This is a genomic window from Bradyrhizobium sp. CCGE-LA001 (assembly GCF_000296215.2).
In the GTDB taxonomy this organism is placed as follows: Bacteria; Pseudomonadota; Alphaproteobacteria; order Rhizobiales; family Xanthobacteraceae; genus Bradyrhizobium.
In genome coordinates this window covers 1697066-1723934 of sequence record NZ_CP013949.1, presented here as the reverse complement: position 1 = coordinate 1723934, position 26869 = coordinate 1697066, and the positions used below count along the sequence as shown (strand labels likewise).

Annotated in this window: 25 protein-coding genes and 1 pseudogene; 6 read left to right on the top strand and 20 right to left on the bottom strand. The window is 62.2% G+C overall.

Going from position 1 to position 26869, the window contains the following annotated elements:
* Positions 1-197: 197 nt before the first annotated feature.
* Positions 198-710, bottom strand: coding sequence for a S26 family signal peptidase (locus BCCGELA001_RS08285; RefSeq protein ID WP_008561535.1), 513 nt, complete (start codon positions 708-710; stop codon positions 198-200).
* Positions 707-1171: a DUF2840 domain-containing protein gene (locus BCCGELA001_RS08280; protein ID WP_008561537.1), complete on the bottom strand. Its 465-nt coding sequence runs from the start codon at positions 1169-1171 to the stop codon at positions 707-709. The genes BCCGELA001_RS08285 and BCCGELA001_RS08280 overlap by 4 nt, the downstream gene beginning before the upstream one ends.
* Before the next feature lie 278 nt (positions 1172-1449).
* Here BCCGELA001_RS08280 and BCCGELA001_RS08275 point away from each other — a divergent pair, with 278 nt between their 5' ends.
* Positions 1450-2499 (top strand): IS110 family transposase, encoded by a 1050-nt coding sequence (locus BCCGELA001_RS08275; protein ID WP_063921094.1) that lies wholly within the window; start codon positions 1450-1452, stop codon positions 2497-2499.
* A 587-nt stretch (positions 2500-3086) separates the two neighbouring features.
* Here BCCGELA001_RS08275 and BCCGELA001_RS08270 read toward each other — a convergent pair.
* From BCCGELA001_RS08270 to BCCGELA001_RS38725, 5 genes are all read right to left on the bottom strand, one after another.
* On the bottom strand, positions 3087-3968 hold the full coding sequence (locus BCCGELA001_RS08270) for a replication initiator protein A (protein WP_060735034.1): 882 nt from the start codon (positions 3966-3968) through the stop codon (positions 3087-3089).
* Between the two features lie 22 nt (positions 3969-3990).
* Positions 3991-4272 carry a helix-turn-helix transcriptional regulator gene (locus BCCGELA001_RS08265; RefSeq protein ID WP_008561544.1) on the bottom strand — a complete coding sequence of 94 codons (282 nt, stop codon included), beginning with the start codon at positions 4270-4272 and terminating at the stop codon, positions 3991-3993.
* 134 nt (positions 4273-4406) lie between these two features.
* On the bottom strand, positions 4407-4901 hold the full coding sequence (locus BCCGELA001_RS08260) for a DUF2285 domain-containing protein (RefSeq protein ID WP_083543314.1): 495 nt from the start codon (positions 4899-4901) through the stop codon (positions 4407-4409).
* A 79-nt stretch (positions 4902-4980) separates the two neighbouring features.
* Positions 4981-5154 (bottom strand): transcriptional regulator domain-containing protein, encoded by a 174-nt coding sequence (locus tag BCCGELA001_RS39425; protein WP_442855165.1) that lies wholly within the window; start codon positions 5152-5154, stop codon positions 4981-4983.
* Between the two features lie 165 nt (positions 5155-5319).
* Positions 5320-5592, bottom strand: coding sequence for a hypothetical protein (locus BCCGELA001_RS38725; protein WP_060735032.1), 273 nt, complete (start codon positions 5590-5592; stop codon positions 5320-5322).
* A 158-nt stretch (positions 5593-5750) separates the two neighbouring features.
* Here BCCGELA001_RS38725 and BCCGELA001_RS08250 point away from each other — a divergent pair, with 158 nt between their 5' ends.
* The gene (locus BCCGELA001_RS08250; RefSeq protein ID WP_008561558.1) at positions 5751-6002 is read left to right on the top strand and encodes a helix-turn-helix domain-containing protein; all 252 of its coding nucleotides are present in this window, start codon (positions 5751-5753) and stop codon (positions 6000-6002) included.
* A gap of 131 nt (positions 6003-6133) precedes the next feature.
* On the opposite strand, the gene BCCGELA001_RS08245 is transcribed toward BCCGELA001_RS08250, so the two are convergent.
* On the bottom strand, positions 6134-7258 hold the full coding sequence (locus BCCGELA001_RS08245) for an XRE family transcriptional regulator (RefSeq protein WP_008561560.1): 1125 nt from the start codon (positions 7256-7258) through the stop codon (positions 6134-6136).
* Between the two features lie 114 nt (positions 7259-7372).
* Complete coding sequence (locus tag BCCGELA001_RS08240) at positions 7373-8098, bottom strand: hypothetical protein (protein ID WP_060735030.1); 726 nt, start codon at positions 8096-8098, stop codon at positions 7373-7375.
* Positions 8099-8248: 150 nt separating this feature from the next.
* Here BCCGELA001_RS08240 and BCCGELA001_RS08235 point away from each other — a divergent pair, with 150 nt between their 5' ends.
* Both BCCGELA001_RS08235 and BCCGELA001_RS08230 read left to right on the top strand, forming a co-directional pair.
* Entirely contained in the window at positions 8249-8974 is a 726-nt protein-coding gene (locus tag BCCGELA001_RS08235; RefSeq protein WP_202815405.1) for a hypothetical protein, read from the top strand.
* 353 nt (positions 8975-9327) lie between these two features.
* Positions 9328-10095, top strand: a complete 768-nt coding sequence (locus BCCGELA001_RS08230) for a hypothetical protein (RefSeq protein WP_008561562.1) — start codon at positions 9328-9330, stop codon at positions 10093-10095.
* Positions 10096-10190: 95 nt separating this feature from the next.
* Here the strand turns inward: BCCGELA001_RS08230 and BCCGELA001_RS08225 are convergent, their stop codons facing one another.
* The 7 genes from BCCGELA001_RS08225 to BCCGELA001_RS08195 form a co-directional block, all read right to left on the bottom strand.
* Positions 10191-10511: a DUF736 domain-containing protein gene (locus BCCGELA001_RS08225; RefSeq protein ID WP_006018714.1), complete on the bottom strand. Its 321-nt coding sequence runs from the start codon at positions 10509-10511 to the stop codon at positions 10191-10193.
* A 579-nt stretch (positions 10512-11090) separates the two neighbouring features.
* The gene (locus tag BCCGELA001_RS08220; RefSeq protein WP_335339438.1) at positions 11091-11429 is read right to left on the bottom strand and encodes a hypothetical protein; all 339 of its coding nucleotides are present in this window, start codon (positions 11427-11429) and stop codon (positions 11091-11093) included.
* A 251-nt stretch (positions 11430-11680) separates the two neighbouring features.
* Complete coding sequence (locus BCCGELA001_RS08215) at positions 11681-12604, bottom strand: DUF2493 domain-containing protein (protein ID WP_008561583.1); 924 nt, start codon at positions 12602-12604, stop codon at positions 11681-11683.
* A gap of 367 nt (positions 12605-12971) precedes the next feature.
* Positions 12972-14033: a DUF7146 domain-containing protein gene (locus BCCGELA001_RS08210; RefSeq protein WP_008561586.1), complete on the bottom strand. Its 1062-nt coding sequence runs from the start codon at positions 14031-14033 to the stop codon at positions 12972-12974.
* Positions 14033-18355: a strawberry notch-like NTP hydrolase domain-containing protein gene (locus BCCGELA001_RS08205; protein ID WP_008561588.1), complete on the bottom strand. Its 4323-nt coding sequence runs from the start codon at positions 18353-18355 to the stop codon at positions 14033-14035. The genes BCCGELA001_RS08210 and BCCGELA001_RS08205 overlap by 1 nt, the downstream gene beginning before the upstream one ends.
* 184 nt (positions 18356-18539) lie before the next feature.
* Positions 18540-20657, bottom strand: coding sequence for a ParB/RepB/Spo0J family partition protein (locus tag BCCGELA001_RS37885; protein ID WP_008561590.1), 2118 nt, complete (start codon positions 20655-20657; stop codon positions 18540-18542).
* Between the two features lie 96 nt (positions 20658-20753).
* Positions 20754-21716, bottom strand: a complete 963-nt coding sequence (locus BCCGELA001_RS08195; RefSeq protein ID WP_008561592.1) for an ArdC family protein — start codon at positions 21714-21716, stop codon at positions 20754-20756.
* Positions 21717-23118: 1402 nt separating this feature from the next.
* Between BCCGELA001_RS08195 and BCCGELA001_RS08190 the strand changes: the two genes are divergently transcribed.
* The gene (locus tag BCCGELA001_RS08190) at positions 23119-23397 is read left to right on the top strand and encodes a hypothetical protein (protein WP_060737553.1); all 279 of its coding nucleotides are present in this window, start codon (positions 23119-23121) and stop codon (positions 23395-23397) included.
* Positions 23398-23422: 25 nt separating this feature from the next.
* Here the strand turns inward: BCCGELA001_RS08190 and BCCGELA001_RS08185 are convergent, their stop codons facing one another.
* Positions 23423-23611, bottom strand: coding sequence for a DUF3606 domain-containing protein (locus BCCGELA001_RS08185; RefSeq protein ID WP_060735029.1), 189 nt, complete (start codon positions 23609-23611; stop codon positions 23423-23425).
* 242 nt (positions 23612-23853) lie between these two features.
* Here BCCGELA001_RS08185 and ligD point away from each other — a divergent pair, with 242 nt between their 5' ends.
* Positions 23854-24801, top strand: a complete 948-nt coding sequence (gene ligD / locus BCCGELA001_RS08180) for a non-homologous end-joining DNA ligase (RefSeq protein ID WP_060735028.1) — start codon at positions 23854-23856, stop codon at positions 24799-24801.
* Between the two features lie 85 nt (positions 24802-24886).
* On the opposite strand, the gene BCCGELA001_RS08175 is transcribed toward ligD, so the two are convergent.
* The 3 genes and pseudogenes from BCCGELA001_RS08175 to ku form a co-directional block, all read right to left on the bottom strand.
* Positions 24887-25351: a metallophosphoesterase family protein gene (locus BCCGELA001_RS08175; RefSeq protein ID WP_008561618.1), complete on the bottom strand. Its 465-nt coding sequence runs from the start codon at positions 25349-25351 to the stop codon at positions 24887-24889.
* Positions 25348-25851, bottom strand: a complete 504-nt coding sequence (locus tag BCCGELA001_RS08170; protein ID WP_060735027.1) for an NUDIX domain-containing protein — start codon at positions 25849-25851, stop codon at positions 25348-25350. Before BCCGELA001_RS08170 ends, BCCGELA001_RS08175 begins: the two co-directional genes overlap by 4 nt.
* 45 nt (positions 25852-25896) lie before the next feature.
* Positions 25897-26828 (bottom strand): annotated as a pseudogene (gene ku / locus BCCGELA001_RS08165) (non-homologous end joining protein Ku).
* Between the last annotated feature and the right edge of the window lie 41 nt (positions 26829-26869).

The window sequence follows — 26869 nt, the reverse complement described above, 5'->3', positions numbered from 1 at the left end:
AACTCGCACGCCCGACCGAGCCAAGCACGCCGTCGTGCTCGCGCCCGTCCAGGTCAAAGCCGCTTCGCGCCGGCCATGCGGCCGCCCTTGACCGCCGCGGCGCGCGTCGGCCCTGCAAGCGTTGGTCGTGACGGAGGAATGGCCCCGCGATCGATCGAACAGAGAAATGCTGGAGCAAGAGCGTCTAACACGCACGATCACTCCTCCAACGTCCACACCGGCAGCGCACGGCCGATCACGCTAGATGCCGGTAAGAATCCAAAATATCGGCCATCCAGAGAGTCGTGAGACTGCCAGTTCATCAGAAAGAGCTCGTCGTCACCGACGACGCGGCAGCCCTGCCACTTCGGCAGCGGCCGGCCGCGTCTGTCGCGATCCTGCGCCTCGCCCACCGCCACTTCGTCGACCGAGATCGCGAGCCCGCTTCTGCAAACCGTCTGCCCGGGCAGAGCCAGAACTCGTTTGAGCATGGGGACGCCAATGGGCAAATAGCCGTTAAGGTCGAGGAAGGTCGCGAGCGGCTCCGGCGGCTGCACGGCGACCAATTCAGTGACTTGGAAGTGGTCCGCCGGTCGGAGGCTGTAGAGACCGATCGGCACGCTCGCAGATGCGTTCCAGATGTAAAGCGGAAGCGGCTCCAGAACGATCGTCGCGACGAGCGCGGCAGCGACCCCAAACGCAGCGGCCAGCACCACTAGGCGGCCCGTCATCGCATCACCTTTTGGCGATGAAGCCAGGCCTGGTGGCGCGCTTTCGTATATTGGCGCGGGTTTTCATTGACGGACAGGCGGTTATGAGCGTGATGCCAATGATCAGGCGCGACGTCGACGGGATCGATACCGAGTGCCTCAACGGCATCGATCATCTGCAGCACGCGCTCGACCTTCGGCCAACCTGACAGCCGCAGCAAAATCTCCCCGCCTGGTTTCACATACGGCACGGTCGAGCAGCGCTGTCCAGGCCCGACGGCGCGCAGTATGTCGATCCGCGAAATGACCGTTCCATAGTCGTTGGACGTCCAACGTACGAAGGCAAAGATGCTGCCGGGCGCAAATGACAGGACACGCCGGTGGCGATCGATCTTGCGTTCCTCGACAACGCGACCGAACCGAACGCGGTTTTCAATCCGCTTCTCGAGCCACAACACTTCCACTTCCGTGAGATCGCTCATGCGGCGGCTCCCTGACGGTGGAGCTGGTAGCCGTGTGCTTGAGGCTCGGCGGAGAGTGTGCGTGGCCCGCAAGGGCGAGCTAGTCTGAAGGACCGCCGTTTTCGGACGCCGCCAACGCGGCTTTCCGCCTGGTCCGTTAGAAGAAATCCGAAGGATTTCTGGTTAGCCGGGGTACTGACCGGTGCCCCCTCGCCGGCCGAACTGCAGCGAAAATGCCTCGCAACGATTCGCGAACGGAACGCGCGGTGCGGTCCGGCGGTCGGCGGTGGAGGCGAATGATGGACTTCTATGCAGGGCTCGACGTGTCGCTGGAGGCGACCAACATTTGCGTGGTGGACGGCGATGGCCAGGTCGTCCGGGAAGCGAAACTCGAGACCGATCCGGACGCGATCGAGCTGTTTCTGGCGGAATGGGGCATCCACCTGAAGCGTGTCGGCCTGGAAGCCTTCTCGTACAGCGCCTGGCTGTTCACGGCGCTTTCCGAAAAGGGCCTGCCCGTGATCTGCATCGAGACCCGGCATGCCAAGGCGGCGCTGAATGCGATGCTGAACAAGACCGATCGCAACGACGCCAGGGGCATCGCGCAGATGATGCGGACCGGCTGGTTCCGTGCGGTCCATGTCAAATCGGAAGGCGCGCAAACGCTGCGGGCGCTGCTCGTGGGACGCAAGGCGCTGCTCGGCAAGGTGCTCGACATGGAGAACATGATCCGCGGCCTGTTGCGTCCGTTTGGCCTCAAGGTCGGCGAGATCTCGGTCGGCCGCTTTGACGCGCGGGTGCGCGAGATCATGGCCGGGAAGAAGGAACTGGAGGCCATCGTCACGCCGCTCTTGGACGCCCGCGGCGCAATGCGGCTGCAGCTGGCAAAGCTGCAGCGCCTCGCGCTGGCGGCGGCGCGCAGCGACAGCGCCGTGCGGCGGATGATGACGGTACCCGGTGTCGGCGCGCTGGTGGCGCTGACGTTCCGCGCCACCGTCGATGATCCGGCCCGATTCAGGAAGTCGACCAATGTCGGCGCCCATTTCGGCCTGACGCCGCGGCGCTACCAATCCGGGCAAACCGACCGGATCGGCAGCATCTCCAAATGCGGCGATGAGCTGACGCGAGCGATGCTGTACGAGGCCGCGATCGCGATCCTGACGCGCATCCCGAAGAACTTTAAGCTGCGGCTGTGGGGCCTGCGGCTCGCCAGGAAGAAGGGTCTGAAGCGCGCGGCGACGGCAGTGGCGCGCGCGCTCGCCGTGCTGCTGCACAAGATCTGGAGCAGTGGCACGACGTTCCGGTTTGGCGCCGGCGGCAAGCGCGGCCGGGTCGCTGCGGCGATGTAAGGGCCTCCGCGACCCGGCCGCTTCCACGCGCGCCTTTTCCTTCCGCCACGGCGGAGCAGCGTCTCCCGGGGAGACGGGGATGCGGGTGAGATCGCAACTTTTCTTGCCGGCGGCTTCATGACGGCATTTGAAGCCATCAAGCACGGCGCTGGTTAGCCTGACCGCCCTTTCCTCAGATTCCGGCTTGTGGTGGCCGTCGTGCCAACCACGGATGTTAGCGAGTTCTCCTCGACGAGCGAGTGGCTGCAAAAGGATGTGACGCGCATCAGGCGATGATGTTGACGTCAGTGATCGCGCAGACTTGCGCGCGATCGCGTTGGCGCGCGTGCATTGGCGACAACAATCGTATTGCAGCGAAGCCTTGCGCGTGAGAGAGTGGATGCATGAGGCATCCTCGTTGCACGCGCGGCCGACTTGTTCACAACGTACTGATTCACAACAAGAAGTTAGTGTCAGTATGTTAGTAAAGTTAGAGCGGCCGGAAAGCGCGGAGAAACAAGCCCTTAAGCTCGATTCCGGTCCCCGATAGCACGAGGATTGGGTCCCCGATAGCACGAGGGTTGCGGTCCCCGATAGCACGAGCTGATTCACAGGTTGTCCTTTCGAATTTGGATGAGACCGCGCCGGCGCAGGCGTGACGTTAAGGAAGCAACAGGCGTTGGCGTGAAGTTCAGCCGGTCGATGCCGTTCGGGTCGCGCGTGAGCACGAGCTGATAGCCAGGCAGTGTCTGGCGCTGGACGATCTGACGTACGTCATAAGCGAAGTGCTTGAGCGGCGAGAGGATGCCGGACTTGGCATGGAGATGCACAAGGTCAAAGCTCCAGCCGCCTTCCTGGCGTCCGCCGTGCTTGCGCACGAGGCGGTAAAGCCAGCGCTCAAGTCCACCCGTCAGGTCGAAGTAAGCGCGGTCGATCGTCAGCACGAGCGCGTCATCGATAACACCTGCATAGAACCAATCAGGCAGGATCAGCTCGATCCCAAATGGACGACCATTTGCATCGGCCGTCTCCTTCCACTCGTTGATCCAGGAGAAGCGATGCCGTCGCCGCTCTGTCGGCTGACGGATCGACGTCAGCACGGTCGTCGACTGAAGTCTGTCGAGACCAGCCTTCAGGCGGTCATAGTCGCGTGCGCTGGTGCCGCGGCCCACGAACGTCAAAATCTCGTAAGGCGTTGCAGCCATTAAGCGTGACGTCTTCAGGCCGGCATCGCGGGCTTCGACGATCTGAGACGCCGCCCAGATCAGAACGTCTGCATCCCAGATGGTCGCCATGCCGTGTTCCGGCACGGCTTCGACACGAATTGCGACCGCACCCGCGCGGAAATCGATCGGCACGATCCGCTTGGTCTTTGCGAGCGAGAAGAACGGATATGCCATCAGATCCTGCGCGTCGCGGGGCGCAAGATCTCCGGGCAGCGCCCGAAAAAGCTCGAGCTGATCGCGCTCGAAATGCTGTTTGCGCCGCATGATCACTGCTCTTGCACGACGATCAGCGACGTTCCTGGCCCGCATACGGGCGCAGCGCCGGATGCTTCTTGGCCGGCAGCACCGTCCCCTTCCCGGGGTCGGAGGTCGATGTCTTGGCGCCCCGGTCGGCCCATGCTTTCAGGTCATCGACGGCGTAGACGACACGACCGCCGATCTTCCGATACGTCGGTCCAGTACCGTATGTGCGGTGCTTCTCCAGCGTGCGGCCGGACAGGCCAAGATAGCGCGCAGCCTCTGGTGTACGCAGGAATCGCGGGGGAAGACCGGCCATGGGATCGGGCATTTGAGAACTCCAGGAGGACAGCGCACCACGCTTGGCTAGACCGGCGTGTGTGCGGTCATCATGGAGAAGCGCGATATCGGAGGGGGATGCCGAATATGGAGGGGGCGATTTTCGGCACCCGTGGGACTGCGCTACTAGTCCTTGCGCAGGGGCCGCAGGAGTTTGCGGTAACCACCGCGCATCAAAGCGAGGCCGCCCTGCACCAAGCGGATTGTTCGATTGCGCAGATCATGCGTCTTCCAGGCGCGATCGGGGATGCGCTTTTTGCCGAATAGCGCTTCGGCGATAACGCGATAACCGCCGCCGGCGCTGTGCGCATCGAGCGCACGGATCGCGGCGCTCAGGCGTTCGCGCCGCTGTCTAGATAGTTGATGAAAGGCAGGACCTGGCGCGCGACCATTCATCGCGCGCCACAGCCGTCGGGCTGCATAGGCACGTGCGCCGAAATCGCCATCAAACGGCAGTTCGGCTGCGTATGACGCGCCAAGCACTGGCGGCTCTTTGGACCAAACACGGTGATCGACTGCACCGATGCGCAGCACGGCATGCCAGCCGTCGACGGCGCGGCGCACCTGGCCAGCTGTAAGGTCGAGCAGTGGCTGAGACGGCGCAATGCCGGTGTCGGCCACTGAGATCTTGACGGGAACGACCGCCGCTAGAACCTCAGGCGCCCAAAAGATCGTTTGCTCGTCAAAGGACCTCTGCGGGTCATGGGCGAAAGCAGAGGCCCCACTTCCTCCTGAACTCTGGTTTCACTTCGCCATCGGGACTGCTAGCGACCATCGCTTCAAAGTCGCGTCGATAGTCGGCGTTGCGGCGGAGACATTCCGCGTCTTGTAGGCTCTTGTAGGAATCCGGCGACCGCCAGTCGAATTCAGGCATTGTTTCCGCCCCATTACACACAGCTAACAACGATTGCGCCGCAATAGGTATGAACGAAGCGGTTGTAGGAAGACCCTAGTTTGGCACCACGTGGTTCACCGGAATGACCGCCGATCCGCAAAAGAAAATAGTTCTGCCTGCGAGTCGCCAGCCGGTGATTTTCTTCTATTTGGAGCCGGTACCACGTAATAGGCGCCCCTGCTCGGTCAACCATTTGGCCCGCGCAAGGTGACTCTGAGATGCGCTCCGCGCACGGTCCGGCTCTCGCTCGGGGTCAATATGCAAGACCACTTGAGCAACTTCGCGCCAGTCCGCTCCTTCGCCCTCCGCCTGCAGAAGGCGAACATACGTGACAACATGCTGTTCGTCATACGCCGTCAGCGCCGGCTCGATTGGCGCGACATCCTCGACGTCAGGATCTAGTTGCGGTTTCGTCATAGGCGTCCCAACAAACAGCGAACGATTCCAATCTCTGGCTGGCCGACAATGTCCGCACGTCTCATTTTAGCCTCAGCGGATTGGCCGGCCAGCAGGTAAGCCGGAATACATACTATAGGAGATAAACCTCATAGTATGTAAAGACGCAATTTGCGCCGATGGACATGCGCAAGTTGGTCGGTCGGAATTTCGCTAGACTGCGGAAGCAGAAGCGCTTCACGCAGGAGAAATTCGCCGAAGTGTCCGGATTCACCCAGCAGTATATTAGTGACCTAGAGCGTGGCCGTCGCAATCCAACTGTCGTCACTCTATTCGAGCTCGCCAGCACGTTGGGCGTTAGTCATGTCGATCTAGTCCTGCCCGATGATGAGGCACGAGACGAGCGACCAAGACTGGGCAAACGACGATGATTCTTTTCAGCCACCCACTATGTCGCTTCGGAACAGCTTGAACGTGTTAGCGACGGGGTACAAAAGCAGTGTAGCGCATGGAAGCGCGACATGGAGCTAGCGAGAGTGTGTACTCATTGATCGGCTGAGATTTACTTCCGTGCAAAGGGGACGACGATGCCTTGCCCTCGCTCGAACGTGGCTTCGCGATTAGCTGACGCTTTGAGCTGAACGACTTCAGCCGCAGGCGTAGAAAACCAGCCCGGCGGAAGCGAGGTGAGGTTTTCAACGTCACCAGCCGACATCGTGAATTCGACTGCAAGCAAATCCGCCTTTGTGCGAACGCCTGCATCGGCGATCAGATTCAAAGCGTTTGCGAGCATGCGCGGCTCTGTGAGCGGCCAGGCATCATCAAGTGGCTCTTCTCGATTCCAGCCTTTAGCGGAATAGAGCTTGTACAGATCTACGTCATAGCCTTCGGGGATAAGTTCGAGATCTTTGAGGCGTTTGATCTGTGCCTTGATGGAAACGCGCCATCTCTCCTTCAAGGTCTCCAGCACAGCGAGCGACGGGCGCTTTACTTCGCGCGGGTAGGTCGTCGATGGCAACAGAAATGCGCTTGCGAGACGGAAAGCCTGCACTTCGATCTGTTTGAGATCCATGCGCAACTCTTCGGGAGAGACGTGCCTGTGCAGAACGGCATGCGCTAGCTCGTGAGCAGCATCCATCTGCCGGCGCGGAAATGACATCTTATCGGTCGCCAAAAGTATATGCGGCCGTCCCTCCGACGCAGACCAGGTGCAAACGCCATCAAGCTTAGCGGTGCCCATCTCGATCGAGCCGACGATAACCCCGATCCGTTCCAGCAAAGCGATCATATCCGTGCATGGCCCATCGCCTATCTTCCAATGTCGGCGCAGATCAAGCGCGATACGTTCGATATCTTCGTCGCGCAGCTGCTTGTAGCTTGCGCCAGCAAGCACATCAGGGATATCGACCGCCGGGAAGTCGACATAGTGCTGCAGGATCGAACTAATTTCCTGCAACCATCGCAGCTGCGACTCTTGGTAATTGATGTCACGAACAAGCGTCGAGGACAACGAGCGGTAGAAGAGAGCGTTGTCGTTCTCGTAGGTTGGACGAAGGAAAAATTCCCGGCGAACCTGGAGCGTCTCCGTCAACGCGGCCATGGCGTCGGCGTCCGGCGCGCTTGTGCCGTCTTCCCAGCGCGTGACGCTGCTCGAATTAACGCCAAGCCGTCGCGCCAACGCGGACATACTTGTTAGCCGCCGCGCTGCCCGAATTTCGGTCAGACGCGCCGGCACGAATCCGGGGGTCCCTACTCGCATGTATTCACCAATGTCGATCGTTGCTTTTGCCCGAAGGAGAAATCAGCCTTGGGCATCACCCTCCTCGCTCTTGGCCGCCGGTGCCTCAGGTGGCACAAACGGTTTCACACCCTTCTTCAACGTAACCTTCGGTTGGTCAACCGTCGGCGGCGCAATGGGCGTCGGCGCCGGAGCATCGGGTTCCACATCCCCGTCACCTAAGAGGAACGAGTCTACGGTTTCGTAGTAAAGAAATCCCTCGTAGTTGGACTCGATCACGCCGACCGCGATCTCCGCGATCTTGCCGGCGCGCTCACGGTCACGGGCAACCAATAGGGTGACAAAGATGTCGCTGATCTTCGGCCCCTTACCGTCGAAAGCCAGCCGCAGCGAGAGCTCGTAATTGACCGTCACGCCTGCCAGGCGTGACTTGTTCTTCGCCGGCAACTTGCCGCTCTCCGGCATGCTGGCCAGAGCGAGGATCACGCCCTGCCCTTCATGCTCGAAGCGCATGAACGGCTGATGCACGCGCAAATCCGTCTTCGGGATGACGCCGCCTTCGAGCAAATGTCCGCCATGCTCGGCGCAGACTTCCTCGAAGCCCTGTTCACAGACGCGGAAACGGGCCTGGCCTTCAATGGCGCGGGCGCGCAGAGGTGTCAGCCCATCAAAGCCGTCGCGGACGACTTCATGCGCGTGTAGCGCATCGGCTTTGATGCGATCCTCGAGATCAAGGATCAAAGAGCTCGGCAACACGCGGCGCAGCCGGAGACGAAGGGGAGCAATCATGCGGTTCCTCGATTCGTGCACATAACACGATTTTTATCGCATAATTTTGCGCAAAGCAAGAAAGGTTGGCTGATTATACCCTATAAGAGTTCCCGATAGCAGCGCGGCGGCTGTTCCAGCGACCGGCTGTCCACAGCCGCGGAGGTTCCTTTGCCGGATCTTTTTGAGATCGATTTTTTAGACGTCGGAGCCAAAGACAGCGGCGACGCCATCTGCCTGCGCTACCAGCTCGGCGGGGAGACCTACATCCACGTGGTCGATGGCGGCTATCAGAAGACCGGGCAGTCCGTTGTCGACCACATCAACAAGTATTACGGCAATCCCACCTTCATCGACAACGTCGTCTGCACCCATAATGACGGCGACCATGCCGGCAGGCTGCAGTCCGTGCTCGAGAGCTTCGATGTCGGCGCTCTCTGGATGCTGCGGCCGTGGATGTACGCCCAGGAATTGCTGCCGCGCTTTCCGACCTACACCGATGTCGACCGTCTCCGCGGCCGCCTTCGCTCTTCTTACAGCAATCTCGCCGCACTCGAGGATATCGCGACGAAGCGCGGCATCCCGATCTATGAGCCGTTCCAGGGCGCGCTCATCGGCGCCTTCCATGTGATGGCGCCGACGCCGCCGCGCTTCAAGGACCTGGTCGTCGAGTCGAACAAAACGCCTGAAGGTGCCGAGGATGGCCTGCTCGCGAAGGCCACCAGCTTCATCGCCGACGCTGCGCGCCAGGCAACCGCACTGGTGCGCGCCGCTTGGGCCGACGAATATTTTCCAGGCTCAGACACCAGCGCCGAGAACGAGATGAGCGTGGTTCAATATGCCCAGCTCAACGGCGAGCGCATTATGCTCACGCCGATACCGGCCGCTCTGGCTTGAGGGAGGTCATCGACTATGCACCCTATGTCGGTCTTGTCCTGCCCGGCATCGATCGGTTTCAAGTGCCGCACCACGGTGGGCGGTACAATGTAACGACGCAGCTTCTTGATGAGCTTCTGGGACCACGTTTCCCCGCAAGAGGTCAGCCGAGCACCTTCACTGCCATCATAAGCTCCGCCGACGCCGACCCTGACCACCCACGGAAGTCGGTTGTCCGAGCGATGATTCATCGCGGCGGAAAGGTGCTTACCACAGAAGGCCAGGGCAAGCGGACGCACAAGGGAGCCCCGAACCGCGGCTGGTCGGCCGCTATTCCCGTGGCTTATCCGGAAGACCAGGAGGCCTGAGCCGACATGGAGGACCTCAAAAACCTTTTCGACAGCTACAGCCGACAGGCGCGGCTGTTTCCTGCTCTCTTGACGATCTTCGCGCCGTTGTTGACGGCACTGGCCTGGTTTCCCGAGCTCCTGACCTCCCATCTCGGCTCGACATTGCTGACGATCGCGACATCATGCGGCCTGTTGTATTGGCTGAGCTCAATCGCCCGTAGCCGTGGGAAGCAGGTCGAGCAGCGCGTGCTGCAGGAATGGGGTGGTTGGCCGACCACCTATCTGCTGCGTCACGCGAGCCGGCTCGATGCCCACACGAGAGATCGGTATCACCGTTACCTCGGGCATCACGCTCCCAATCTGGTGCTGCCTTCTCCGGCCGCTGAGCGCTCGAACCCAGATGCGGCTGATGCAGCCTACGCCTCGGCTATCAAATGGTTGAAAGAGCATGTCCGCGGGAAGGCGTCGCTGGTTGACAAGGAAAACGCTCAATACGGCTTTCGGCGCAATATGCGAGGAATGAAGGCATTTGGTCTTGTCGGCGCCGTCATCGCCTTGCTTGCCTCGCTGGCGTCCATAGGGCTGCAGATCGAGTCCTGGCCACACACTCTCGGCGACGTCCGGCCCTTCGTGACGCAGCTCCGTGAGGCGGCCAATTCCGCAATCTGGGGCTCGATTATTTTTGACGTTCTGGCTTGCCTCGCCTGGGCCTGCGCTGTCACCGACGCTTGGGTGAAGGCCGGCGCAGAACAGTACGCTGAGGTCTTGTTGGCGACGATGGATCGATCCTAAGCGCGGATGCATTCTTCGGTGCACGACGTAAAGACTGTAGGCGGGCTTTTAGAAGCCCCGCCCGATTTGGTCGGACGGGGCTTGGTGGGGCGCTCTTACTCGCCGGTCTTGCGCGGCCGCGACCAGAGCAAGGTGTAGCCTTCACCGCCTTCGTCATCGAACAGGTTCGCGTAGATCGGCGCGTTGAACGAGGGGTCGTCCAGCTTGAGCGAGAGGTAGTCGCGGCCTTCCTCGGAACGCTTTGACCAGGCTGCGCCGATCTCCGCCCGGCCCACATAGATGCGGTGGCTGGGGGCGTTGTCATTGGAGCGGTTGGTCTCGGCGACGATGCGGACGCCCTTGGCCTTCAGGCTCAGGGTCACGATCTCGCCCTGGAATTCGTTGCCGACCTTCTTGAAAGAACCGATGTTAGCCATGTCACTTCTCCTGTTGTGTTTCGAGCCCGCGACCACCGCGGCCTCGATGGCGATCTAGGGCCGAAGACGATCGGCGACGCACCCGCTCGCGGGCCGGAGCGCAGCGGAGGACGTCGTTGTGGCGACTTTCTTGTCTCGCGAGGAATGGGCGAAGCCCAGGGGAAGAAAGTCGCATCAACGGCGTTGCGGCTCAGACGATCGAGGCGAAGCCGGTCTTCGGCCAGATCAAGCCATCAACGAGGCCACGTGCGTCCGCGTGCTGAACCACAATCTCTGGAGAAGCGTGGCTATCTCGATTTTGATGAACAAGAGGTCGGAACGATTCAGCGCGCAAAGAGAAATAATCTCCTGCAAAGGGCGGCATCGTCCCCCAAGAACCGATCGAGGTAATATCGCTCTGCCGCAGCTGCGTGGGCCAGACCGAACGCCGGCGGCTTGATCGAGGAGTTCCGAGGAGGACCGCCTCTCTCGCGCTCAGGTTCGATCGGGCTTCCTTCAACGCGCCGATCTACGCCAACGTGCTCGACGATGAAGGCGGAAAACGGTCATCCCCTCAGGCCATGCGGCCGTAAGAACGGACTAGGACGGGTTCTCCACCACCCCACCCGGCTCGAACTGGCGGGGCTTCGCTAAAACCATCAAGCGCGTCCATGACGTAAGGCCAATGCAAACTGCGCCGAGGCAAGCGAAGACTTCACGCCAAGCCAGCGAGGGCACTCCGATATCGGACACCGCGAACACCACATGATAGCTGGCGACGGCGGCGGGGACAGTGAATGCTGTCGCGATCGCGCTACGCAAGGCGGAGGACCGAGTAGCAGCAAAGGCGATCTGGCCGACCACGAGCGTCAGCGCACCGCCGGCCGTGGCGATAAGCAGGGCGCCAGCGAGGCCGGCGCCGCTCTGATACGCCGTCATCCCGATACTCAGTGCGACAAAAACGGCAGGGCATACACTGCGAGCACGAAAATCGCCCAGCAGAATAGACCGATGCCGAGTGTGTTGAGAACAAGCCCAATAGCGAGCATGGTGGTGGCTCCATGTGCATAGATGTACCAGTGGCGCCTTCCACCACCACCACGGCGCAACTCTGGATATTAGACTGAAACGAGGCGGAGTTGCGGCGTGAACCATTCCGCCTCGAAGGCTCGGAGTCGAGAAGACGGCGCTCACGCGCCGCCGAACCTCCAAACGGGGATGCCGAGCCGCTTCGCCTTGTCCGCGAGGTTGTCCTGAATTCCCGTGCCCGGGAAGTGCATGACGCCGATCGGCAGGAGTTCGAGCATGGCGTCGTTGCGCTTGAAGGGCGCGGCCTTGGCATGCTTCGTCCAGTCCGGCTTGAAAGCGATCTGAGCTACCTTGCGGGTGGTCGCCCATTTGCAGGCGATCAGCTCGGCACCCTTCGGGGAGCCGCCATGGAGCAGGACCATGTCGGGATGCTTGGCATGAACCTTGTCGAGACGATCCCAGATGAGGTGGTGGTCGTTGAAGTCAAGCCCTCCGGTGAGCGCGATCTTCGGACCAGCGGGCAGCATGACCTCGGTCTCGGCGCGGCGCTTGGCTGCGATGAAGTCGCGGGAGTCGATCATCGCTGCGGTCAACGTGCGGTGGTTCACCAGCGATCCCGATCGAGGGCGCCAGAATGAGCGGGTATGAGCCTCGAAGCGCTCTATGGCCTGGTCACGGAAGAGCTCCAGGCAGTTGCGGCGCTCAATCAGCGTGATGCCTTCCGCCGTGATGCGTTCGAGTTCGACGGATCGCACTTCGGAGCCGTCCTGCTCGCGCTGGCTTTTTTGCTGCGCCTTTTCGTTGTCGTCAAGTTGGCGTTCGATGCGGTCTACGGCACGATGGAACAGGTTGACAGTCGACCAGAGCAGATCGTCGAGGTCCGGCTCGAGCCGAGTGTCGCTCAACGTGGCGACCAGGGCATCGAAGATATCAGCGACGGCACCGGTAACGATCCTGCCCTCGGGAAGCGGCCGCGGATCGGGCTGGTCGTCGAAGGGACGGTACCCGAAGAGCTGCAATTCGGTAAGAACGTGTTCGGTCGCAGATGCGGCGTGCGGCGGTTCGATGTCATCGTGGTCGGTCATGGAGGCGATCCTTTGCCGGATCGGCCGCGACCATCGCGGCCTTCGTGGCGATCACTCAAACGGCAGGCTGAACGGGCCAGAACCCGGAGCGGCTTGTCCGCCGAAGCCCCGCGTAGGCGGAAGCGGAGGGCCGAAGCGCAGCGGAGGATGGCGGAGTCCGGCTATTTTGCTTCGCGATGCAAAGCGCGCTCGCCATGTGGCTAATATGTCTTCTCGTCGCCGGCGCGCGGCGGAAAATAGCCGGACACAGCCATTGCCGGCCCGAGCCGCCTGCCGTCCGATCGCCCTCTAGAAGGCCGTGGTTGCGTCCTCTTCCGGCAGTGGCCGCACCGCGACCGACCTGTCGACGCCCATCGAAATGCCGAGGCTATTCCGCAGTTGCCATCGACAAATGCAGGAAACGGACGACGTCCTCCGGTGCGAGTTGAAGTAGCAACGCTGCTCGAAGGGCCTCGAGGCCGAAGATGTGCAGATCTTCGTTGAAGTCGCCTAGCCGGGGCGACAATCCGATCGCTTCGATGCCGGCGGCTTCTGCGCGCTGGGTGAGAATAGCCTGTACGGCATCTCCGGCGGCATCTGCGTCACGAGCGATATAGAGTCGGCGTAGGCCAGACGGCAGCAACATGGCTGAGAGGTGATTGGCCGAGAGCGCAGCGGTCATGGGCAAGGTTGGCAGCACGTAGCGAAGCGAAAGCATGGTCTCGATCCCCTCGCCCGCAGCGAGCACGTCGTCCACCACGCCGAAGCGAACGGCGTTACCAAGCAGGTCGCCCATGGCCCGTCGTGGCGTGTCGATCGGGGCCTTGCCGAGCCGCACGCGATCAAAGCCGTGTGGATCTAGCCAGGTGCGATGCACGCCGGTGATCCGTCCCTCGAGGTCCGTGACCGAGCCTATCATCGCCGGCCATGTTTCGCTCGGCAAATGCTCGTCCGGTCGGTAGTAACAACGCGGGTGGAAGCGAAGGCTGCCACCATGATGGATTTGGCCTATTTCGCGGCCTTGCAAGTACGTCTCGGCTAGCGTCCCTTCAATCGGGCTTGATATCGCAAAGAGCCGACGAGCGGCTTCCTGCGATCCGGCTGGCGCGACTGAACGAATGGGTTTCGGAGCGAATTGCAGTTCTGAACGAGGCAGCTTTAGAAACCGCCTCGCCTCCTCGGCGACCTCGCGAAAGTCTCGCAAGGCCAGACTTTCGCGGATGATGTCGAGGAGATCACCATGTTCTCCGGTCGCGGCGTCGGTCCATTTCCCAGCGGGTCCCTTCGGCGATTCGTGCAGCCGCACGAACAACGAGCGGCCCGGCGTGTTGTGGACGTCGCCGACCAGCCAGTACCGCCCCGCCCGCCTGCCATTGGACAGATAGTGTCGGCACACCGCCTCAGCCTCGCGCGAGAGGCGGTGTGCCAGTTCGGAAGCATCGCGGGACATCAGGCGGCCTCCCGCCCGCCGATGCGCGCTACCGGATACGTGTCGAGCACCTTGGATAGAACCTCCACGCCGCTCGTATCCGTGGGCACGAACATGCGCAGCTTCCAGGAGATGATCTCCCCAAAGAGGCCGTAAGCACGGAGGCGATCGCGCATCGTGTCGTTGAATCCCGACAGCTCGATGCGATATGCACCCATCACCCGGACGCGGCGAAGCTGGAGCCCCTCCGCAAGATCGAGGACGGTCCGTCCCTCCATCAGTGCGGCAAAAGCAGCGGCCGGTGTCAGCGCAGGGGCGTCCGTCGCAAGGACGCTTGCGACCCAGGCGGCGGAGACCTTGCGGCCGATGATGCGTTCGCCCGCGTCGGTCTGAAGCCGATAGACGCGGGTCGATTCGTTCGGTAGCCGCTTCCAGATGGGGAGCAGCAAGCCCGCCACGACGTGGATCGTGCTTTCCGTGAACTCGGGCACCTCGGCAAGCTCCGCCAGCCAGGTCGAGGCAAAGCGTTCACGATCCGCTTCGTCCCAATGACTTTCGGCCATGGTGGTCAAGGGGACCGTGTGCTGATCCATCGGCCGGAACAGACGGACGCGCCGCTCGATCTCGCCGTCGTCGAGCATGACGCTCGCCGCGGGCACTTGCACGGCGGCTCGTCCCGAGCGCTCATTGACCAACAGGACGGCCTGACGATCGGAAAGACGAGCAAGAGCGTCATCCAGACTCACCGGATGATTGCGCTGGCGCTGGGTGACCGTGAGCAGCCGGGTTTCGGCGCCGGTGCCCGGATGGTCATAGATCGTCCGCCGGTCGGTGACGACAAAGCTTTCAGCGCGCAGCGTTTCCAGGCCGAGGTCGTAAGTGCCGGACGCAACCGCGCCTTCGATCCGAGCGGTCAAAAGCTGCTCGAAGGCGGTGAAGAGGACATTCTGCAGATCGATGGTGAGCGCCAGCAACCTGTTGAGGAAGGTCGTGATCGGCGGCAGGTCATCCCTGAGCCCATTGGCATCCATGAGCTTCAGACCGGTCGCATCCTCGAACCTCCCAAGCGAGCAGCCGTCGACCTTGCCTCGCGCGAGCAGGATGTAGAGCTGACGCAAGGCATCACGACCGTACTGGCTTTCAAGGTTGTCCTCTGGCCGGAACAGGCCCTGCCCCCCGGTCTGGCGTTGGCCGCGCGTGATGGCCCCCAGCGTGTCGAGCCGGCGGGCAATGGTGCTGAGGAAGCGCTTTTCGGCCTTCACGTCGGTCGCAATCGGACGAAACAGAGGCGGCTGCGCCTGGTTGGTCCGGTTGGTCCGGCCGAGCCCCTGGATCGCGGCGTCGGCCTTCCAGCCGGGCTCGAGCAGGTAATGGACCCGCAGGCGGCGATTCCGAGCCAACAGTTCGGCATGGTAGCTCCTCCCTGTGCCGCCCGCGTCGGAGAACACAAGGATCCGCTTGACGTCATCCATGAAGGCCGAAGTCTCCGCGAGGTTGGCCGATCCGGCTCGGTTTTCGACCACCAGCCGGTCGCGCTTGCGCACAATGCGGCGCGAGCGGCCGGTGACCTCGGCGACCATGTCGGTGCCGAAGCGCTGGACGACTTGATCCAGCGCGCCGGGTACCGGCGGTAGCGATGCAAGCTTCTCGATGAGGCGGTCGCGTCGTGCGACGGCTTCCCGGCTCTCGACCGGCTGGCCGTCGCGATAGACAGGCCGGGAGCAGAGGTTACCTTCCGAGTCGGTGAAGGGTTCGTAGAGCTGGACTGGGAAGGAATGAGCGAGGTAGTCGAGGACATACTCGCGCGGCGTGATGTCGACTTGGATGTCGCCCCACTCTTCAGTCGGGATCTCAGCGAGCCGGCGCTCCATCAGCGCTTCGCCCGTCGACACGATCTGGATGACCGCAGCGTGTCCGGCCTCAAGATCGTTCTCGATCGATCGGATGAGCGTCGGCGTCTTCATCGAGGTCAGGAGGTGGCCGAAGAAGCGCTGCTTGGCGCTTTCGAAAGCGGAGCGTGCCGCAGACTTGGCTTGCCTGTTCAGCGTTCCCGTTGCGCCGGTGATGTTGGCGGCTCGCATCGCCGCATCGAGGTTGTTATGGATGACGCTGAACGCACCGGCATAGGCATCGTAGATGCGAACCTGCTCCGGCGTCAGCTGGTGCTCAACGAGATCGTAAGCGACGCCCTCGTACGAGAGCGAGCGGGCTGCGTAGAGGCCGAGCGCCTTGAGGTCGTGCGCCAGGACCTCCATGGCCGCGACGCCGCCCTCCTCTATGGCTTCGACGAACTCGGCACGCGTGGCAAACGGGAAGTCGGCGCCGCCCCAAAGGCCAAGGCGCTGGCCATAGGCGAGGTTATGGACCGTGGTGGCGCCCGTCGCCGACACATAAACCACGCGTGCATTCGGCAAGGCGTGCTGAAGCCTCAAGCCCGCGCGCCCCTGCTGAGAGGCCGCCTGATCGCCGCGCTCGCCCTTGCACCCGACCGCATTCTGCATGGCGTGGCTCTCGTCGAAAATGATCACTCCGTCGAAGTCCGAGCCCAACCATTCGACGATCTGCCTGACGCGCGAAAGCTTTTCGCCGCGCTCATCGGTGCGCAGCGTAGCGTAGGTGGTAAATAGGAGGCCTTCCGCGAGGCGGATCGGGGTGCCCTGGCGAAAGCGAGAAAGAGGCGTAACCAGCAGGCGCTCCATGCCGAGCGCGGACCAATCGCGCTGCGCGTCCTCGATCAGCTTGTCGGATTTGCTGATCCAGATCGCACGGCGGCGGCCCTTGAGCCAGTTGTCGAGCAGGATCCCCGCGACCTGCCGCCCCTTGCCCGCCCCGGTGCCATCGCCCAAGAACCAGCCGCGGCGAAAGCGGACGGCATTTTCCGCGTCGTCGCGCGCGGCGGCTAAAACATCAAAGGTCGCGTCGACCGTCCAGGAGCCCGCGAGAAACTCGGAATGCGCCTCGCCGGCATAGATGACGCTCTCGAGCTGAGCGTCCGACAGAACTCCGTCTGCCAACAGAGTCGAAGGCAGGTGCGGACGATAGGATGGCTTCGGTGGCGCAACGGAAGCCATCGCCGCGGATTGCACGAGCTTTGTAGGGTGTGCGCACGATCCCGGAATACGGATTGACTGCAATCCATACTCCTCGTAAAGCGCATCGGTCAGTCGGGTGCCTTCCGGCGACGACCATTCGATGGTCTCATACGCAAGTTCGAGGCCTTCTGGCGCGGCGCTTATCGAAGAGAGCGGTGAACGCGGTGCAATGGCGCCGACCGACGGCGACATCGCTGACCGGCCGATAGCAACGATTTCCGATGGCGCGGCGACGGGCAGCCGTGGAGGCACATGCTGCTTCACCCAGCCAAGCAAGGCAGCGACATCGGCCGCCATTCCTGGCGAGGCAGGAAAAGCTTTCGGATCTGCGGCGGGCAGCTTGTCGATCACAAGCAGCCTCGTTTCCGCCCGAGTGCCATGCTTGGCGTAAAGGCTGCCGTCGATAGCCGCAGAAAACACGACCCGCCCGCGTTCCTGGAGCCCTACAAAGGCATCTCGCCATGCCGGGTTATCCGGCGCGAGGTTAGCGCCAGCGATGGCGACAAGGCGTCCACCGTCGCAAAGACGCGCGAGCGCCGAAGCGATGTGGCGGAGGGCCGCATCCGCCATCCGCCGATCGACATTTGCCAGCGCGGAGAACGGCGGGTTCATCAGAACGACACTCGGCGCGACACTCACGTCGAGGTGGTCATCGATCTGAGCAGCATCGAACCGCGTGACCTCAACACCCGCAAATAGATGATCGAGCAGCTCCGCACGGGCCTCGGCCAACTCGTTCAACACCAAGGCGCCGCCGGCGAGCTCGGCAAAGATGGCGAGCAAACCGGTGCCCGCCGATGGCTCAAGAACACGATCAGCCCGCGTAATGCCCGCTGCGGCGCATGCCGCCAGCCCGAGCGGGATCGGCGTCGAGAATTGCTGAAATGCCTGGCTGTCCTCGGACCGCCGCGTGTGGGTCGGCAGGCAGTTCGCGACCTTCGCAAGCATCGGCAGCATGGCGACGGTCGAGCCGGCCTTGGCGCGCATGGCCGGGCCGAACTTGCGAAGGAACAGAACGGTTGCCGCCTCGCAGACGTCATAGGCGGTTTTCCAGTTCCAAACGCCGGCTGTGTCCGAAGCGCCAAAGGCGGCTTCCATGGCGCTACGCAAAACAGCGGCATCGATGCGCCGGCCCCGTTCGAGCTCGGTCAGGAGCTGTCGCGCAGCCCTGACGGCGGCGGAGGTGAAAGTTGCAGCGGCGCGCATCGAGAGCGGCGCGGCGGCAGCGCCGCCCGCGAGAGATTCGGTCATGGCAGGATTTCTTTCGGAGAGCAGGAACGGGTCGAACCATCAGGCGCTCTCCTCCGCCCCAACGGCTCAAACCCTTCCCGGCCTGCCTCTCCCTCTGAGCCCTCGCCCATAAGAATGGGGACCGGCGCTGAGCACCGGTCCCCAAGCAACCGCAGGACGGCCGGAGCCGTCCCGCTTTCTGTTTTCACTCAGCCGCGTCGAGCTGTTGCGGATCTTCGTCGCCGGCGTTCTCCTGATCCTCATCGTCGGCGAGGAATTCGGGCAGCGGGCCCGCTTCGCCCTCCTGTCCCACTGGCGCCGCATCGGGATCGACGAGACGCAGCGGCTCCGGCAACCAACCCGAGCCATCCAGAAGGCGCTCAGCCTCCTTGGCCATATCGGCCTTCTTCAGATGGTCGATCAGTTGGGCCGACGGCTCGCCCTTCGCTTCCCGCACCGCTTCCAGAATACGCGGCTTGGTGACCCGGCCGAGATAGTTGTCGACGGTCGGTCGCCAGCCGGCCTGCACCATGTCGAGCCCGACCGCGCGGGCCAGCACCTCAGCCTGGTCGAGACGCGTGCGAACGCCATTGGCGGAGACGCGCCCCTGATTGTAGCGATTCGCCGGCTCATAGACGGCGTTGACGGCAAATGATGCACAATGGGCGAACAGCGATGCCTGTGCACCACCATCAAGAGCCGTGAGCGCATCCCAGAGATCGTTTTCGCTCTTCGGCAATCGTGCCTTCCAGGCCTCATGCCGCGCCTCGACCGCCTTCGCAGACACGCTTTCTCTCAACCCAGGAGCTTGAGCGGGAAAGTTCGGCGTGCGAAGGCCGATCTCAAGACAGCTCCCAGACGATGCGAACCGGTAAAAGGCCGTCAGCACGAAGTTGTGCAGGACCGCCTGGAACGCGATCGCAGGATTTTCTACCAGCGCATCCCGCAAGGCCAGCGTCCGATGCGCCGTCAGCTCGGTGATCAGCCGATCCGGCAGAGGCTTGGCCGCGTCTTCATCATCATCCTCGGCATCGGACGCACCACCCGCGACCGCGATGACCGTGCGCTGGAGGGAAGGGCCCTCTTCTTGACCTTTGGTCGACGACACGTCGGTGTCATGTCCGACATCAGAATCCGTTGCCGGCACCTCGTCCTCTGGCCGGACGTAGCCCCGGTCCACGGAGAGACGTCCTTCGGAATCGATGCTGATGAAGACGCCAGCTCGGGCGATCTCGGTCGCTTCGTAAAGCATCGACCGGTCTTCGAATGCCGCCAGCGCCGACTCGATTTCGCCGAGACGCTGATCGACCTCATCGGGCAATTCATCGGCGTCCTGATAATCGGACTCAAGCTTGGCCTGCTCGGCGTTCAGCGCATCGATGGTGGCCTGCTCCTGAGACGAGAGATCGACAGGTCTGCCCTCGATTTCACTTAGGCCTTGGGTGTGACCGTAGGGGAACTCTACGGCGACCGATATCCACTTCCAACCTTCGGCCGCAATCGTCTCAGCCTCGGCCTTGAGCTTTTCGGTTACGAGGCGGTCGAGCAGCACGACGTCCTGAAACCAGCCGCCGTCATCGTGCTCGAACAGATCCCGCAGAACGCCGCCACCCGCGTTCTGATAGGCATCAAGGCCCACAAATTGGGCGCGGCGATCGGACGCGCGTACGGTGTTCTCGGTGAGCAAGCGCCGGATCTGGTAAGGCTCGTCATAGCCGGAACGGCTGACATTCTCCCAGACTTGCTCCTGGCGGGCGTGATCGGCCGTGACCGAGAACGCCATGAGCTGCTCGAGAGGCATGCCGTCTTCGGCATAGACCTCATGCAGCTTCGGCGACACCGACGCCAGCCGCAGGCGCTGCTTGACAATTGCAGGGTTCACGAAATGGCGGGCGGCAATGTCTTCCTCGCTCATGCCGAGATCGCGGAGTGTCTGGAAGGCCCGAAACTGATCGAGCGGATGCAGGCCGACCCGCTCATCGTTCTCCGCCACCGAATCGTCCGCGGCGATACCCCCTTCACGCACAACGCACGGTACCGCCTGCGTCTTTGACATGCGTTTTTGCTTCACCAGGAGTTCGAGAGCGCGATAGCGCCTGCCGCCCGCTGGCACCTCGAACATGCCGGTCTCGTTGCCATCTGCATCAACAACGGCCCGGACACTCAGACTTTGCAGAAGCGTCCGCTGCGCGATGCTCTCGGCTAGCTGCTCGATCGAGACACCGGCCTTGACCCGGCGAACGTTCGACTGGCTGAGCACGAGCTTGTTGAAGGGAATGTCCCGGGAAGGCGACAGCGTGATCTTTTGTACGGCTTTCGTCATTTTAGCTCTCCACGACGGGCGGCCGTGAGACTCTCTCTCGGCTTCCAACCCGTCGCAAACAGCTCCCCTCCTCTTACTCTCGCGCGAGGCCAGGCATCACGCAGCCTCGTGATCGGCGATAGCCGAATCCAGCGATGCGGGCTCAATGGACCCGGGAACGAAACCGAGCAAATAGTCCGCGGCCTTGCTGGCCTGCGAGGCGGCCCGCACGATGGCGCGATTGTCTTCGCGCAGGACTTCCAGCCAGGAGCCGATATAGTCGGCATGGCGCACGGTGGGGACGATCCCGAGCGATGCGCAGCTGAACGCGGAACTCAATTCGGCGACCAGCTCTTCGAAGGCATACTTCTTCGTACCGTAGGATCCGCTCTGGTCGCGATTGAGGCGCGAGGGATGCCCGGTCGCATGACCGAGTTCATGCAACGCGGTGCGGTGCCAGTTGATGGGTTCGAAATAGGCCTGCGGCGGCGGGACCTGAACATAGTCTTCGGCTGTTGCGTAGAATGCGCGATCTCCACCAATTCGAAATGGAATTCCACTGGCCTTGATCAGGGCGTCAACCGTGGGTTCAATCAGGCCAGCCGGCGGTGGCGGCGCAGCGGTGGCAATCTCGTGAGGCAGATCTGCGCACTGATCGACGTTGAAAACGGTAAATCGTTTGAGGAATGGAATCGCCTGCGCGTCTTCACCGGTCTCGGCGGCGCGGCGCTTTTCGTCATCCGGCACGAAACGATCAGCATAGACGACTGTGGTGCCGCGCTCTCCATTGCGAACGTGGCCGCCAAGCGAGAGCGCCTGACGAAATGTGAGCCAACTTTGACCGCCAAATCCGCGCGCGATCACGGCGCCCCAGAGGATAAGGATATTCACACCGCTGTATTGTCGGTTAGTCGATGCGTTTTTCGGCATTGTCAGCGGCGCTTTCGCCACGGCCGTACCCCAGGGCTGAACCCAGGGGACGCGTCCGGCCTCAAGCTCGGCGATGATCTTGTCGGTGATTTCGTTATAGAGGTTCGCCCGGTCCTGGCCGGCGCGCGCGCGAGCAGTAGGGTTTGACATCGCGGGTCTCCGCGACGGGCACCGCGAGCCTCTCTCGCAGCTTGTAACCCGTCACGGAAAAACCCAGCCTGCACTCTTACTCTCAGCTTCTAGCGCAATCTGCCTTAGGCCGCAGGCCCGATCAGGCGTGCGCCCAAGGGCGCATCGCCTCATCGGAAAATGGCACCCGGAGAGCGTGAGCATAGCGACCCGAAGGGGCACGCGGGTCCGAGTGCAGCGACGAGACCGGTTCAATAGCGGCACCCGGGAACGGGGCAGTGATAGCGATCGCCGCAGGCGAGCCCCTTTCCCGAGTGCCCCCGGCGAGGAGCACCAAAGCTCTAGCGCGAGGGATCGAAGCCGCAAGCCCGAGACGATGCGCGGCTCGGTTCACGAGAGCCCGGTGTGGCCCTGGCCGCACGCGCCAAAACCTGAGCGAACGTGATGCAGGCAATGATACGAGAACCGCCTGACATTTTCACAGGCGTCTCACAATTGTGGAAGAGAGGGCCTGTGGGCGGAGCGAAAGCGAAGACCACTTGCGGACGCGGCGAAAGAGGCACCCGCAGGAGGGTCAGCATAGCGCCGACGCGTAGCGGCGGGACCCGGGACCGAGTGCCGTCGCGAGACCGGTTAAGAAGGCACCCGACCCGAAGGGCAGTGATAGCGACGCCGGCATGCAATGACTGCGGGCCCGAGGGCGAGTGCCTCCGGCGAGCGACTCAATGCGGCTTCACGTCTGCTTGGTATCAATTTTGCTTTTGTGATAACGTCTCACTCGTGCGCATGTCTATGCACGTCGTGGGCATGTTCACTGAGAGCCAATTCTTATAGAGGACGACATGGCCAAGAAAGCGAAGAAGGCAAAGAAGGCGACGAAATCAGCTACCAAGAAGGTGGCGAAGAAGACTTCAAAGAAAAAGAAGTAGTCGTATCGGCTACTGATCTATTGCCGCCTCCGGGTCGCAACCCGGATGAAAAGCGAGACCTTCCCAAAGGATATGAAGCGTCCTTTGCAGCCGTTTGGTATCGCGGCACGCTAAGATAAGGCCGGACCTTTGTGCAGGTGGCTGCTGCATAAAGGTCCGGCTTTTTGTTTCTGCCCCGCGAGGGCGTTATCTTCTCGTGCGTGAGGGATCGAAGCCGCAAGGCCGAGACGCTGCGCGGCTCGGTTCACGAGAGCCCGGTGCGGCGACAGCCGCACGCGCAAAACGGAGCAAGGAGCAACCACCTGGGCTCGGACGTCTGAAGCATCGGAAAACGGTTCTTCTGTTCGTTCTTGCCCACCCTAGCATCTGGCCGGGCGGAAAATTCGGGCTTTGAAGGACCACGAGGTCCAACGATCCGGAATCCCAGCCGTGTGTTAGCAATGGGGAACGTCTGCGGGACTAAACGATTCGTCTCAGCGTGGGAGAACCTTTCAATGCTGATGACCAGGCAGAGACGGCCGGCGATACGCACCTTGGGCGGTTGGGCGATCAACGTGCTGAACGAGGCCGGCGCCATTCGCGAGTGCGAGGAGCACGGTTGGATGCAGGACCGGGCCGACCCGCATGCACGACAGCGCGCTTTCGATATCGCCCGTCGAGACCGGCCGGAAGGTGTATCCCGTCAAGCAGCGGAGGCCGCGGTTCGCGACGTGCTGGACTCGATTGGTGATACCTGCCCAGAATGCCCTCCTGACGAGGAGGACCGGCTCTAGGCCCCGACCCCGACCCTTCTCCGCCTCAGCGGCCCAGCCGTTTCTCCACGCGCTTGCGCGCGTTGCCGACCTTTTTGACGGCCTTCTTCACCGCTGGCGCCGACCTTCCCGTCTTCTTTGCCTCGTACTGCACTTCGTAGTCCTGCCCGCCTGCCACCCGCGCCCGGTCCTGCCTTCGTCCGCGCGCCGTTTTGCTCTTTTTCGCTGCCGCCATCGGTGCCCTGTTGTGACATTGAAGCAACGCGACACGGATTCGCAGGTTCCGGAACGATTCGAACTGTGCCAATTTGAATCGGCTGTAGCGTAGAGTTCTCCATGGCGTCTCGCGCGTAATAGGCCGGCAGCTTTCGGCGGCAAGGCGCTTCTCCCCGGCTTCATCGAACCGGCCCTGGCCACCTCGAGCGATAAGGTGCCGTCCCTGCATTACGCAACACGCACTGAAGGATTGGCCCTTGAATGAGCCGGACGTCGACCCTGCCCAAGCGCTTGCAGCCGATGCTGGCTACGCTCACCGACGCGCCGTTCGACGACCCCGGCTGGGTTTTCGAGGACAAGTACGATGGTTTCCGGATGATCGCAGAAATCCGGCGGGGCAAGGTTGCACTCTACAGCCGCAACGGCAAGATCATCAGCCGCAGCTATATCGAGGTCGCCAAAGCGCTAGAGGGGGTGAAGGGCGACGTCGTAATCGACGGCGAGCTTGTCGCGATCGGAAAGGACGGCATCTCGCATTTCCAGCTGCTGCAAAACGCGCTGCGTCATGAAGCGAAGCTCCTGTATTGCGTCTTCGATCTCATGTTTCAGAACGCAGTTGACTTGCGCAAACGGCCTCTTCTCGAGCGCAAGAAGCGACTGAAAACGATCCTGCCGAGCCACCGGCTGATCGCCTTCAGCCGTCACCGCAAAGCGAACGGCACGAAATTTTTCGCCGAGGCCGAGCGGAAGGGTCTGGAAGGCGTCATGGCGAAGCGCGCCGACAGCGCGTATGCGTCGGGAAGCCGGACGGTGGATTGGCTGAAGGTCAAGACAGCCAAGCGGCAGGAAGTGGTGATCGCGGGCTTCACAACGCCGAAGCGCACCAGGCCATTCTTCGGCGCCCTGGTCCTCGCCGTGCGGGAAGACGACGCGTGGCGCTATATCGGACATGTCGGCACTGGCTTCAGCCACAAGGTCCTAGGAGACCTCCATGCCAAGCTCGTGAAGCTCACGACCCCGAAATCACCCTTCCCTGCCAAGGTGAAGGACGAGGCCGCCACGACCTGGGTCAGGCCCTCGCTCGTTGCCGAGATCAAGTTCGCGGAGTGGACGAGTAAGGGCGAACTGCGCCAGCCCGTCTACCTCGGGCTCAGGTCCGACAAGCGGGCGAAGGACGTCGTGCGCGAGCGAGAACGTCCGCGCAAATAGCGCTTCCCTTCGGGCGTAATCGGCAAACGGAACGAATTAACGCACTCGCCTCCTCCACTCTGAATTCCCAGCCCGGCTGGTGCGCTCAGTCGCCTCCGAGGTCGTGGATTTCCGGTCGCATGCCCTCAGGCGTGACTTCGAGCGTCACAAGCGTGATCGGCAGCTTGAAGCGTCGCGGTCCCGCACTGCCTGGATTCAAGTAGAGAACGCCACCGACCGTGTCGATCTTCGGCACGTGGGAATGCCCGGAGACAATGACGTCGATGCCGGCGCCAAGATCGGCCTGCAGCGTCTTCAGGTCGTGCAAAACGTAGATCGACTTTCCCGCCAGTTGCACGAGCTTCGTGTCGGGATATTGGTGGGCCCACTCGCCCTTGTCCACATTTCCGCGGATGGCGGTGACGGGCGCAATCCGGCGAAGCGCGTCGACGATCTCGGGGCGCCCGATGTCGCCGGCATGAATGATGTGATTGACGCCCGCCAGGCCTCGTTCCGCCTCGGGCCGCAACAGGCCGTGCGTGTCTGAAATGATTCCAATCCTGAACGTCATTTCCCGGCGCTCTCAACCGCGATCGCCAAAAGACGATCGAGAAACTCTACCTGAGCGGACAGCATGTTGGTCCGCGCGAGCTCGATATCAAACCATTCGGCGCGGTCGACTTCGGGAAAGCTCTGCCGTCGACCGCTTCTGGGCGGCCATTCGATATCGAAGGTATTGCTGGAAAGCGTCGCCGGGTCAAAATGGCCTTCTCCGGCGAATGCGATAACGCGCTTCCCTCCTCGCTGTCGGACCTCCCCCAGCGGCTGGAGTGGACCAATCGAAGCATTCGGACCGAGTTCTTCGGCAAACTCGCGCCGCGCGACCTGCTCCGGAGCATCCGCGGCGTCGATCTCGCCCTTCGGAATGGACCAGGCGCCATCATCCTTCTTACGCCAGAACGGACCGCCGGGATGAACGAGCAGAACCTCGAGCCCGCGAGCGCCCTTGCGGTAGGCGAGAATGCCCGCGCTCAACATCGATCTCCCTGAAGTCTTTTTCAGCGCAGCCATATCGAAGTAACGGCCGTCTGGCATCACTGGTTGCTTCAGGACACGCTACGCTGACTTCCGCTGCGGTTTGGCCGCCGGCTTCTTCGCGGCCGCCTCTTTCGCCGGCTTCTTGCCTGCGATCGGCATCAGCATTTCCTTCTGCCCGGCCGCCGCCTTGCGCGGCTTTTTGGTTGCCTTCTTGGGTGCCTCTGTCGTGGCCGCCGCGTCTCTTCCAATGCTCTTGCGCAGCGCGTCCATCAGGTCGACGACGTTCTCGCCGCGGGGACGCGCCTTCGCGGTGATGGGTTTGCCGGCGCGCTTCTGGTTGATGAGATCGATGAGGGCCGTTTCGTATTGGTCTTCGAACTTGTCCGGCTCGAAGTGGCCCGCCTTCTGATTGACGATGTGCCGGGCCAGGTCGAGCATGTCCTTGGTGACTTTGACATCCTGGATATCGTCGAAATACTCTTCCGCGGGCCGGACTTCGTAGGGATAGCGCAGCAGGGTTCCCATAAGCCCCTTGTCCAGCGGCTCCAGCGCGATGATGTGCTCGCGATTGGTCAGCACCACGCGACCGATCGCGACCTTGTTCATCTCGCGGATGGTTTCGCGGATAACGGCGAAGGCGTCGTGCCCGACTTTGCCGTCTGGAGTTAGGTAGTAAGGGCGGATCAGATATCTTGGATCGATCTCGCTGCGGTCGACGAACTCGTCGATCTCGATGGTTCGCGTCGATTCCAGCGCGACGTTCTCGAGCTCCTCCTTCGTCACCTCGATGAATGTGTCGGTGTCGACCTTGTAGCCCTTGACGATGTCCTCGTTGTCGACCTCCTCGCCGGTATCAGCGTCCACCTTGGCGTACTTGATGCGGTGGCCGGTCTTCCGGTTGAGCTGGTTGAAGGAAACCTTTTCGGATTCCGACGTGGCCGGATGAGCGCTACCGGACAGGTGACGAGGGAAAGACGCAGGAAGCCTTTCCAGTTTGCGCGGGGAGCCATCGCGGGGAACTCCGATACTGATGCCGGATTCAAGACGAACG

Coding starts and splice junctions, on each gene's coding strand:
- BCCGELA001_RS08285 (WP_008561535.1), bottom strand. CDS start 710: ATGACGGGCCGCCTAGTGGTGCTGGCCGCTGCGTTTGGGGTCGCTGCC.
- BCCGELA001_RS08280 (WP_008561537.1), bottom strand. CDS start 1,171: ATGAGCGATCTCACGGAAGTGGAAGTGTTGTGGCTCGAGAAGCGGATT.
- BCCGELA001_RS08275 (WP_063921094.1), top strand. CDS start 1,450: ATGGACTTCTATGCAGGGCTCGACGTGTCGCTGGAGGCGACCAACATT.
- BCCGELA001_RS08270 (WP_060735034.1), bottom strand. CDS start 3,968: ATGCGGCGCAAACAGCATTTCGAGCGCGATCAGCTCGAGCTTTTTCGG.
- BCCGELA001_RS08265 (WP_008561544.1), bottom strand. CDS start 4,272: ATGCCCGATCCCATGGCCGGTCTTCCCCCGCGATTCCTGCGTACACCA.
- BCCGELA001_RS39425 (WP_442855165.1), bottom strand. CDS start 5,154: ATGCCTGAATTCGACTGGCGGTCGCCGGATTCCTACAAGAGCCTACAA.
- BCCGELA001_RS38725 (WP_060735032.1), bottom strand. CDS start 5,592: ATGACGAAACCGCAACTAGATCCTGACGTCGAGGATGTCGCGCCAATC.
- BCCGELA001_RS08250 (WP_008561558.1), top strand. CDS start 5,751: ATGGACATGCGCAAGTTGGTCGGTCGGAATTTCGCTAGACTGCGGAAG.
- BCCGELA001_RS08245 (WP_008561560.1), bottom strand. CDS start 7,258: ATGTCCGCGTTGGCGCGACGGCTTGGCGTTAATTCGAGCAGCGTCACG.
- BCCGELA001_RS08240 (WP_060735030.1), bottom strand. CDS start 8,098: ATGATTGCTCCCCTTCGTCTCCGGCTGCGCCGCGTGTTGCCGAGCTCT.
- BCCGELA001_RS08230 (WP_008561562.1), top strand. CDS start 9,328: ATGGAGGACCTCAAAAACCTTTTCGACAGCTACAGCCGACAGGCGCGG.
- BCCGELA001_RS08225 (WP_006018714.1), bottom strand. CDS start 10,511: ATGGCTAACATCGGTTCTTTCAAGAAGGTCGGCAACGAATTCCAGGGC.
- BCCGELA001_RS08220 (WP_335339438.1), bottom strand. CDS start 11,429: ATGACGGCGTATCAGAGCGGCGCCGGCCTCGCTGGCGCCCTGCTTATC.
- BCCGELA001_RS08215 (WP_008561583.1), bottom strand. CDS start 12,604: ATGACCGACCACGATGACATCGAACCGCCGCACGCCGCATCTGCGACC.
- BCCGELA001_RS08210 (WP_008561586.1), bottom strand. CDS start 14,033: ATGTCCCGCGATGCTTCCGAACTGGCACACCGCCTCTCGCGCGAGGCT.
- BCCGELA001_RS08205 (WP_008561588.1), bottom strand. CDS start 18,355: ATGACCGAATCTCTCGCGGGCGGCGCTGCCGCCGCGCCGCTCTCGATG.
- BCCGELA001_RS37885 (WP_008561590.1), bottom strand. CDS start 20,657: ATGACGAAAGCCGTACAAAAGATCACGCTGTCGCCTTCCCGGGACATT.
- BCCGELA001_RS08195 (WP_008561592.1), bottom strand. CDS start 21,716: ATGTCAAACCCTACTGCTCGCGCGCGCGCCGGCCAGGACCGGGCGAAC.
- BCCGELA001_RS08190 (WP_060737553.1), top strand. CDS start 23,119: ATGCTGATGACCAGGCAGAGACGGCCGGCGATACGCACCTTGGGCGGT.
- BCCGELA001_RS08185 (WP_060735029.1), bottom strand. CDS start 23,611: ATGGCGGCAGCGAAAAAGAGCAAAACGGCGCGCGGACGAAGGCAGGAC.
- ligD (WP_060735028.1), top strand. CDS start 23,854: ATGAGCCGGACGTCGACCCTGCCCAAGCGCTTGCAGCCGATGCTGGCT.
- BCCGELA001_RS08175 (WP_008561618.1), bottom strand. CDS start 25,351: ATGACGTTCAGGATTGGAATCATTTCAGACACGCACGGCCTGTTGCGG.
- BCCGELA001_RS08170 (WP_060735027.1), bottom strand. CDS start 25,851: ATGGCTGCGCTGAAAAAGACTTCAGGGAGATCGATGTTGAGCGCGGGC.